Genomic DNA, 8805 nt, shown 5'->3' on the forward strand with positions numbered 1-8805 from the left:
CCCGCCGTCAGGCGTCAGCCTTTTCCTTCGCCGCGGCGATCAGGGCGTCGTCGATCTCCGCCGCCCGCTTGGCGGCCGGACGTTCGCTCAGCCCCGCCCAATAGGCCTGGAAGGCCGGGCGCTTGTCGATCGAACCGAACATCATGCCCCAGCCGATCTGCGCGCCGACATAGACGTCGGCCGCCGAGAACCGGTCGCCGGCCAGGTACTGGCGGCCGGCGACCGCCTGTTCGAGGGCGTCCAGCGTGTGCTCCAGGCAGCCGTAGCCGGCCATCACCCGCCGCTCGACCGGGACCTCGAAGCCCATCGACTTGTTGGTCACCGCCGCCTCAAGCGGGCCGCAGCCGAACATCAGCCAACGGTAATAGACGCCGCGCTGCGGGTCGCTGGTGGCGGGCGCGAGGTTGGCCGCGGGGAAGGCGTCGGCCAGATAGGCGCAGATCGCCGCGCCCTCGGTGACGGTCACGCCGCGATGGGTGATCGCCGGCACCTTGCCCATCGGGTTGATCGCCAGATAGGCCGGTGCCTTCATGGTGCTGGCGAAGTCGAGGATCTCGGTGCGATAGGCGGCGCCGGTCTCTTCCAGCATCCAGCGGATGATCCGTCCGCGCGACATGGGGTTGGTGTAGAAAACGAGTTCTTCGCTCATGGCGGCCTCCCTTTAAGGTGGCGCGATCCTAGCGCTCTCGTTTGACGGCGCAATGTCGCCCCGAGCGATCTTCGATCAGGCCAGGGGCTCCAGCGCCCGGGCGGGCGCCGAGGTCATGGCGGCGTTCAGCGCGCCGACCAGGCCGGCGGCGGTCATCGGCTTGGACACCGCCCCGTCGAAGACCTCGCCCGGCCCGCCGGACCGCGCGTCGGCCGAGAAGGCGATGATCGGGGTGCGGGCGTTGGGGCCGCCTTCGCCGCGGATGCGGGCGGCGGCCTGGGCGCCGTCGAGCCGCGGCATGCGCAGGTCCATCAGTATGGCGTCGAACGGCGCGGCGGTCGCCGCAGCCACGCCGGCCTCGCCGTCGACGGCTTCGTCGACCTGGGCGCCCATGGCGGTCAGGATGGCGTGGACCAGCTCGCGATTGGCCGGATTGTCGTCGACCACCAGCACCCGGCAGGCCGGGGGCAGGCTGGAGGGTTCGTCCGGCTCGGCGACCTCGGCCTCGGCCTCGACCACCGGCGGGGCGGCGATGTGGAAGTGGAAGCGAGCGCCGTGGCCGGGAACGCTGGTCACGCCGATCTCGCCGCCCATCGCCTCGACCAGGCCCTTGCAGATGGCCAGGCCCAGGCCCGTGCCGCCGTGCTTGCGGGTCAGGCCGCCGTCGACCTGCGAGAAGCGGCGGAACAACAGGTCGACGTCGTCGGACGCCACCCCCGGACCGGTGTCGGAGACCGCCAGGTCGAGGCGCTGGCCGGCCGCGTCGTAGCGGGCCTCGACGGTCACCGCGCCGGTCTCGGTGAACTTCATGGCGTTGCCGACCAGGTTCAGCAGCACCTGGCGCAGGCGGCCGCCGTCGATCAGCAGCTCGGCCGGCAGGTCGGCCAGGCCCTCGGCCCGCAGCGGCAGGCCCTTGGCCTGGGCCTCCAGCGAGAACAGCTCCAGCGCCTCTTCGATCAGCTGGGCCGGGGCGACCGGCTCGGGATCGAGCTCCAGATGGCCGGCTTCCAGCTTCGAGAAGTCGAGAATGTCGTTGATGGTGGTCAGCAGCGCCTTGCCGCCGCTGAGCACCCGGCCGATGAACCGCCGCGCGTCGGGCGACAGGTCCGGCTCGTCGTCGACCAGGCGCGCAAAGCCCAGCACCGAGGTCAGGGGCGTGCGCAGCTCATGGCTCATATTGGCCAGGAACTCGCCCTTCACCGCCGCCGCCGTCTCGGCCGCGGCCCGCGCCTGGCGCAGCTGGCATTCCATGGCCTTTTGTTCGGTGACGTCGCGGACGATGTCGATGATGCCGGTGGCCCGGCCGGTGACCGGGTCGCGCAGCAGGGCGGGGCGCGACTCCAGCCAGATCTCGCCGCCGTCCTTGCGCACGGCACGGTACTCGATGCGGTTCTGGGTGCGGGCCGGAAGCTGGGCCTCCACGGCGGCGCGGACCCGGGCCATGTCGTCGGGATGCACCACCCGCATGCCTTCGCGGCCAACCAGCTCCTCGGGCGCATAGCCGGTGACCGCCAGGCAGGCCGGCGAGGCGTACTGGACGACGCCGTGGATGTCGCTGTGGATGATCATGTCCTGAGCGGTCTCGGCCAGCAGGCGATAGCGGGCCTCGCTGCGGGCCACGCAGGCGTTGGCCTCGGTCATGTTGCGCAGCATCTGGCGCCGGCGGCGTTCGATCGAGGCGACCGGCAGGCTGACGAAGATCGCAACCGCCAGGAACAGCTGCAGGACGATGGCCTGGCCCTGCGAGCCGTGCTGCATCAGGGCGATCGGGCCATGGCCGGCCAGGGTGAACAGCACCGCCACGGCCGCCACCAGGGTGGCGCTGAGGGCCGCGCCCAGCACCTCCAGCCGCCAGGCCACCAGCAGCATCATCGGCGGCACGATGAACAGCAGCGGATAGCGGGACTGGGCGAAGACGGCGATCGTCACCGCCAGCAGCAGGGCCAGGCTGGCGACGCCGCTGATCGACAGCGGCCGCTGGCGCAGATAGTCCGGGGCGCGCACCAGGGCCAGCATGCAGGGGGTGATGGTCATCATCCCCAGGATGTCGCCCAGCGTCCAGGTGGCGATATTGGTCAGCAGGTCGCCGCCGCGCATGGCGGTGTGGAGGCTGGCGGCGACGGCGCTGGTCATAAGCGGTCCCAGCAGGCCGCAGACCAGGGCGAAGGCGATCATGTCGCGCGGCTGGCCCAGATCGACCTCGTCGCCGGCGAACCGGCGCACGCCCCAGGCGCAAACGAAGATCTGCAGGACGTTGCAGCCGACCAGCACGATATTGACGACGAGCGGGTCGCCGACATGGGCGCCCGCCGACAGGCCGCCGGCCAGGCATCCCAGCAGCAGGGCCGGCCAGTGGCGGCCGCGGCTCGACAGCAGGGCGGCCACGCCGAAGCCGTTGGACAGCCAGATCGGCGTCACCTGGCCATAGGCGCTGGGGAACTCGACGCAGAGATAGGCCAGCACCGCATAGCCCAGGGCGCCGACCACGACATAGGCCGCGTCCTTCAGGAGGTCGCCGCCCTTCCAGCCGGGCGCCGTCGTCGTCTCTGCCATTCCGCCTGCGTCCTGGGAGCCCCGCTTCCGGGCGAAGCTGGGGCGTCCAAGGCCCATCTTTAGGCCCATTGCCTTAAGGAACAGTGGCTTCAGGGCGTTGCGGCTGTGACGGCGGCCGGGTTAGCGCCCGAACCCGGCCGAGACCAGGATCCGGGCGACCTCGGCGATCACGGCGTTGCGGGCGTCGTCGTCGATGGCGGCGCCGGTCAGATAGGCGGCGACCAGGAGCAGCGGCCGGCCGGGCGGCCAGATCACGGCGACGTCGTTGGTGGTGGTCCTGCCGTCGCTGCCGGTCCTGTCGCCGACCCGCCAGCCGGGCGGCAGGCCGGCCCGCAGGCGGCGGTCGCCGGTCTGGTTGGCGACCAGCCAGTCGACCAGGCGCTGGCGCGAGGCCGACGACAGCGCCGCGCCCAGGGTCAGGGCCCGGACGCTGCCCAGCATCGCCCGCGGCGAGGTGGTGTCGCGCGGGTCGCCGGGGCGGGCCTCGTTCAGGTCCGGCTCATGACGATCCAGCCGGGTGACCGGGTCGCCCAGGGTCCGCAGGAAGGCGGTCAGGGCCGGCGGACCGCCGAAGCTGTCGAGCAGCAGATTGGCGGCGGCGTTGTCGCTGCGGGTGACCGTCGCCTCGCAGAGTTCGCCGACCGTCAGGCCGGCGCCGACATGCTTTTCGGTGACCGGCGAGGTGAAGAGCAGCGCTTCCTTGCCGTAGACGATCCGGCGGTCCAGCCGCTCCAGGCCCCGGTCGACCCGCGACAGCACCAGGCCCGCAACCAGGACCTTGAAGGTGCTGCACAGCGGGAAGCGCTCGTCCGCCCGGTGGCCGAAGGCGGCGCCGGTGCGGGTGTCGAGGGCCGCCACGCCCAGGCGGCCGCCGCTGCGCGACTCCAGGGCGACCATACTGCGGCTAATGCCGCTGGTCAGGCGGACGCTCTGGGCGGCCAAGCCGGGGCGGGCGATGGCCAGGGCCGGCAGGCCGGCGAACGCGCTCAGCAGAAGTCTTCTGTCGATCATCGGGGTCTCCCTGTCCGGCAAGATGCGCGGACCGTGACGGGATCGACAAACGATGATAGTTCGCACAAGACCCTAGGAAAATTTGGGTGTTGGAATGAGCCGCGCGCAGCTTCCGTTGAACGCCCTGCGGGCCTTCGAGGCCTCGGCCCGGCATCTCAGCTTCACCCGGGCGGCGATCGAGCTGTGCGTGACCCAGGCGGCCGTCAGCCATCAGGTCAAGGGACTGGAGCAGCGGCTCGGCGCCAGCCTGTTCCGCCGCCTGCCGCGCGGCCTGGCCCTGACCGACGAGGGCCTGGCCCTGCTGCCGGTGCTGCGCGACAGCTTCGAGCGCATGGGCGAGGTGCTGGAGCGGTTCTCCGGCGGCCGGGTGATGGAGGTGCTCAGCGTCGGGGTGGTCGGCACCTTCGCGGTCGGCTGGCTGCTGCCGCGGCTGCCGGCCTTCCGTGAGGCCCATCCGTTCATCGACCTGCGCCTGTTCACCAACAACAACCGGATCGACATCGCCGGCGAGGGGCTGGACTGCGCGGTGCGGTTCGGCGACGGGGCCTGGCATGGGACGGAGGCCGCGCCGCTGCTGGCCGCGCCGATGACGCCGCTGTGCGCGCCGGTCGTGGCCGAGCGGCTGCGGACGCCGGAAGCCCTGGCTTCGGAGGTGCTGCTGCGCAGCTACCGCGCCGACGACTGGCCCGACTGGTTCGCCGCCGCCTGCCTGGCGCCACCGCCGATCCGCGGGCCGGTGTTCGACTCCTCCTGGGTGATGGTCGAGGCGGCGATGCAGGGCGCCGGCGTCGCCCTGGCCCCGCCGCTGATGTTCGCGCGCGACCTTGAGCAGGGCCGGCTGGCGCGGCCGTTCGCGCTGGAGGTGTCGGCGGGGCGGTACTGGCTGACCTGGCTGAAGTCGCGGGCCATGACGCCGGCGCTGGCGGCGTTCCGGGACTGGCTGGTCGAGGCGGCGCAGGCCTAACTAGCAATCATCTCCGGATCGTTCCGCCGCAGCCAGGCCGAGGCGTAGCCGCACAGCGGCACGATCTTCATGCCCTCGCTACGGGCGGTCTGGGTGACCTGCCGCATCAGCCGTCCGGCCGCGCCGGTGCCGCGCAGGGCGGGGTCGGCCTCGACGTGGGGGATCACCAGGCGATGGCCGCTGCGCTGGTAGTCGGCGAAGGCGATGCGGCCGTCGACTTCGAGTTCGTAGCGGCTCTTGGCGGGGTTGTGGCTGAAGGCGTCTGTCATGGTTGGCATATGGGGCTGGACGGGGCGGGGCGCCAAGGATCACAACTGGCGGTCGGGGGAGCTAACGCGCGAGGGAGGCGGGGCGATGCGGGGTTTGACGGGAATTCTGGCCGTCGGGATTGTGGCGGCGATGGCGGGCTGCGGCGAGAAGCCGGCCGCGAAGGCGCCGGCCGAGGGGGCCGCTACGACCGCGCCGGCGGCCGCGCCGGCCAAGGTGTTCCAGGCCGCGGCCCCCAGGCGCAAGCCGGGCCTGTGGACCCAGACCATGGCGCTGCAGGGCTTCAGCCGCACCTTCCGCTACTGCGTCGACGAGACCTCCGACCAGAAGCTGGGTCTGTGGTCGCAGGACGGCGGCGGCCGGTGCCGGCAGGAACAGATGACCCGCGGCCCGGAAGGCGACTGGACCATCGTCTCCAGCTGCGATCTGGGCGCGGCCGGCCAGAACCGGAGCAACATCCATGTGACCGGCGATTTCGACAGCCGCTACGTCATGGACATCGCCGCCACCACGACCGGCGCCGCCCAGCCGACGATGAACGGCGAGCACAAGATGACCATGACCGCCGAATGGTCCGGGGCCTGTCCGTCCGGCTGGACCGCCGGCGACATGGAGATGCCCGGCGGCCGGCGGATGAACCTGCTGACCAAGACGGTTTCGGGCGGGTAGGGGGCTAGACCAGCTCCACCGCCATGGCCGTGGCCTCGCCGCCGCCGATGCACAGGCTGGCCAGGCCCCGCTTGCCGCCGCGCGCCTGCAGGGCTGAGATCAGGGTGCAGAGGATGCGGGCGCCGCTGGCCCCGATCGGGTGGCCCAGGGCGCAGGCCCCGCCGTTGACATTGAGCCGATCGGCGTCGAAGCCCAGTTCCTGCTGAGCGATCATCGCCACCACGGCGAAGGCCTCGTTGACCTCGAACAGGTCGACGTCGCCCACCGTCCAGCCGGCCTTGGCCAGCGCCTTGCGCATGGCCGGGACCGGGGCGGTGGTGAACAGGCTCGGTTCATGGGCGTGGGCCGCATGGGCGACGACGTGGGCGACCACCGGCAGGCCCAGGCGCTCGGCGACGCTCTGGCGGGTCATCACCAGGGCGGCCGCGCCATCGCTGATCGACGAGGAATTGGCCGCGGTGATCCCGCCGTCGCGGCTGAAGGCCGGGCGCAGGGTCGGGATCTTGGCGGGATCGGCCTTCAGCGGCTGCTCATCTGTGTCGACGACCTCGGTCCCCTTGCGGGTGACGACGCTGACGGAGGTGATCTCGGCCTTGAAGGCGCCGCCCTCGACGGCGGCCCTGGCCTTGGCCAGGCCGGCGACGGCGTAGGCGTCCATGGCGTCACGGCCGAACTGATAGTCGGCGGCGGTGTCCTCGGCGAAGGCCCCCATCAGCTTGCCGGGGGTATAGGCGTCCTCCAGGCCGTCCAGGTACATCGAATCCCACATCTGGTCGTGGCCGATGCGGGCCCCCGAGCGGTGCTTGGACAGCAGATAGGGGGCGTTGGTCATGCTCTCCATGCCGCCGGCGACGATGAGCTGGGCGCTGCCGGCCAGCAGGGCGTCATGGGCCATGATCGCCGCCTGCATGCCGCTGCCGCACATCTTGTTGACGGTGGTGGCCTCGACCGACAGCGGCAGGCCGGCCCCGACCGCCGCCTGGCGGGCGGGGGCCTGGCCGAGGCCGGCCGGCAGCACGCAGCCCATGAAGATCTGCTCGACCTGCTCGCCGGCGACGCCGGCCCGCGCGATCGCCGCCTTCACCGCCGTGGCGCCCAGCTCGGTCGCCTTGGCGCCGGCCAGGGTCCCCTGGAAGCCGCCCATCGGTGTGCGGGCGAAGGCGACGATGACGACCGGATCGCCGGCGGCATGGGGCGAGGACATGGATGAACTCCGACCTTGGGAAAGGGTGGCGGAATAAACCTCCTGCGGCCTGTCGAGGGCAAGACCATTCCGCGAAAAAGGGCGGCGGCGGAACAGCGTTCCGGCCGTCGCCCAGTCGTGCAACAAACCGAGAGAGTCAATTGCGAATAAAAACTTACTCGTGTTCGTCTGCAAACGCAACCCTTGCATTCCCCGAGGGAAAGCGTCAGGTTTCGAGCATGGGCCGCACCGCCGACTACACCAATGAACGCTGCTCGATCGCCGCCACGCTCGAGGTGGTCGGGGATCCCTGGACCCTGCTGATCCTGCGCGACGCCTTCCAGGGCGTGAAGCGGTTCGAGCAATGGCAGGAGCGGCTGGGCGTGGCCCGCAACGTGCTGGCCGCCCGGCTGAAAAGCCTGGTCGGGCACGGCGTGCTGGCGCCGCGGCGCTATTCCGAGCGCCCGCCGCGGCAGGAATATGTGCTGACCCCCAAGGGGCGCGAGCTGTCGGCGGTTCTGCTGACCATGGCCGAGTGGGGCGATCGCCACGTCTATGGCGTCGGCAACGGTCCGGTGCATTTCGTGCACAAGACCTGCGGCTGCGACTTCCACCCGCGCCTGGCCTGCGAGGCCTGCAGCCAGGTGATCGATCCGCGCGAGCTGACCCGCGTGGTGCACGAGGAACCGGCCCTGACCGTGGGCGAGGCGCTGGAAGCCTCGGCCGCCATCGCCGCCGAATAGGCCGTCGTCTCAGTCCGGTCCGTCGCCGTGTTGTTCAGGCTGGGCGCCATCAGGCGCGAGCGCTGATCCAGACTTGGCCGCAGGCGGACTCCGGACGCATCGGGAATTGGCCAGTGCGGAACGGTAGGCCGATTAGCGGATGATGGCCGACAGGCTGACGATCACGCCGGCCCACAGGGCGACGGTCGCGCCGATCACGCCCAGCTTGGTCAGCGAGATGTGACGATCGGGCTGGTGGTGATGCTGCTGGTGCTTGTGGGTGTAGGCGGTGCTGGCCATGGCTCTCAACTCCAAATTCTACAAACGCGTCAAAAACTTCGCCGCGGCGTGCAGTAGAGACGCATGGATGCCACAAAAGTTTCATTTGTCACTCGCTCTAAGCGAGAAAATTCACCTTATTTGACGAATCTTTTGCCGGGATCTCTTCCTGGCGGTTGAATTTTTAACAGTATTGTCAATTCCGGCCCGGGCGGCGATTATTCTGCTGAATTTTGAGGCGCAGCCGTGCAATCGCACGGGTTTCGGCGACGCGGCGGTCCTGGGTTGCAAAGGGGTGGGCGGGCGCGGTCGGGCGCCGCGCGGGCGAAGTCTAGTGTCCCGGTTCAAAAGTTCGCCAACTCAGGATTGCTCGACGGGCGCGTTGTAGACGCAGAACCGCTCGATGGATGCGAGGATGTCGTCGGCGGACTTGGTCCAGCGGAACGGCTTTGGGTCGGCGTTGTGGCGGTTGATGAAGTCTGAGATGTCGGCTTGGAGATCGGTGACG

General features: G+C 70.5%; 9 protein-coding genes. 3 read left to right on the forward strand and 6 right to left on the reverse strand.

What is annotated here, in order from left to right; translation table 11 throughout:
* Nucleotides 1-7 precede the first annotated feature (7 nt).
* The 3 genes from ACIPQB_RS11465 to bla form a co-directional block, all read right to left on the reverse strand.
* A complete protein-coding gene (locus ACIPQB_RS11465; protein ID WP_446485353.1) occupies nt 8-649 on the reverse strand; it encodes a glutathione S-transferase family protein in 642 nt (213 codons plus the stop codon).
* 75 nt (nt 650-724) lie between these two features.
* Nucleotides 725-3202: an MASE1 domain-containing protein gene (locus ACIPQB_RS11470; RefSeq protein WP_446485354.1), complete on the reverse strand. Its 2478-nt coding sequence runs from the start codon at nt 3200-3202 to the stop codon at nt 725-727.
* A 120-nt stretch (nt 3203-3322) separates the two neighbouring features.
* Nucleotides 3323-4213, reverse strand: coding sequence for a class A beta-lactamase (gene bla, locus ACIPQB_RS11475; protein ID WP_446485355.1), 891 nt, complete (start codon nt 4211-4213; stop codon nt 3323-3325).
* A gap of 94 nt (nt 4214-4307) precedes the next feature.
* Between bla and ACIPQB_RS11480 the strand changes: the two genes are divergently transcribed.
* Nucleotides 4308-5177: a LysR substrate-binding domain-containing protein gene (locus ACIPQB_RS11480; protein ID WP_446485356.1), complete on the forward strand. Its 870-nt coding sequence runs from the start codon at nt 4308-4310 to the stop codon at nt 5175-5177.
* Here ACIPQB_RS11480 and ACIPQB_RS11485 read toward each other — a convergent pair.
* Nucleotides 5174-5446 (reverse strand): GNAT family N-acetyltransferase, encoded by a 273-nt coding sequence (locus ACIPQB_RS11485; protein ID WP_446485357.1) that lies wholly within the window; start codon nt 5444-5446, stop codon nt 5174-5176. The two genes, ACIPQB_RS11480 and ACIPQB_RS11485, sit on opposite strands and share 4 nt — an antisense overlap.
* 85 nt (nt 5447-5531) lie before the next feature.
* Here ACIPQB_RS11485 and ACIPQB_RS11490 point away from each other — a divergent pair, with 85 nt between their 5' ends.
* Nucleotides 5532-6113, forward strand: a complete 582-nt coding sequence (locus ACIPQB_RS11490; RefSeq protein ID WP_446485358.1) for a DUF3617 domain-containing protein — start codon at nt 5532-5534, stop codon at nt 6111-6113.
* Between the two features lie 4 nt (nt 6114-6117).
* Here ACIPQB_RS11490 and ACIPQB_RS11495 read toward each other — a convergent pair whose 3' ends face one another.
* Complete coding sequence (locus ACIPQB_RS11495; protein WP_446485359.1) at nt 6118-7317, reverse strand: acetyl-CoA C-acyltransferase; 1200 nt, start codon at nt 7315-7317, stop codon at nt 6118-6120.
* A gap of 218 nt (nt 7318-7535) precedes the next feature.
* Between ACIPQB_RS11495 and ACIPQB_RS11500 the strand changes: the two genes are divergently transcribed.
* Nucleotides 7536-8039, forward strand: coding sequence for a winged helix-turn-helix transcriptional regulator (locus tag ACIPQB_RS11500; RefSeq protein WP_446485360.1), 504 nt, complete (start codon nt 7536-7538; stop codon nt 8037-8039).
* Nucleotides 8040-8171: 132 nt separating this feature from the next.
* Here the strand turns inward: ACIPQB_RS11500 and ACIPQB_RS11505 are convergent, their stop codons facing one another.
* A complete protein-coding gene (locus tag ACIPQB_RS11505; protein ID WP_446485361.1) occupies nt 8172-8318 on the reverse strand; it encodes a hypothetical protein in 147 nt (48 codons plus the stop codon).
* Between the last annotated feature and the right edge of the window lie 487 nt (nt 8319-8805).

It is taken from the genome of Caulobacter sp. LARHSG274, assembly GCF_052871235.1.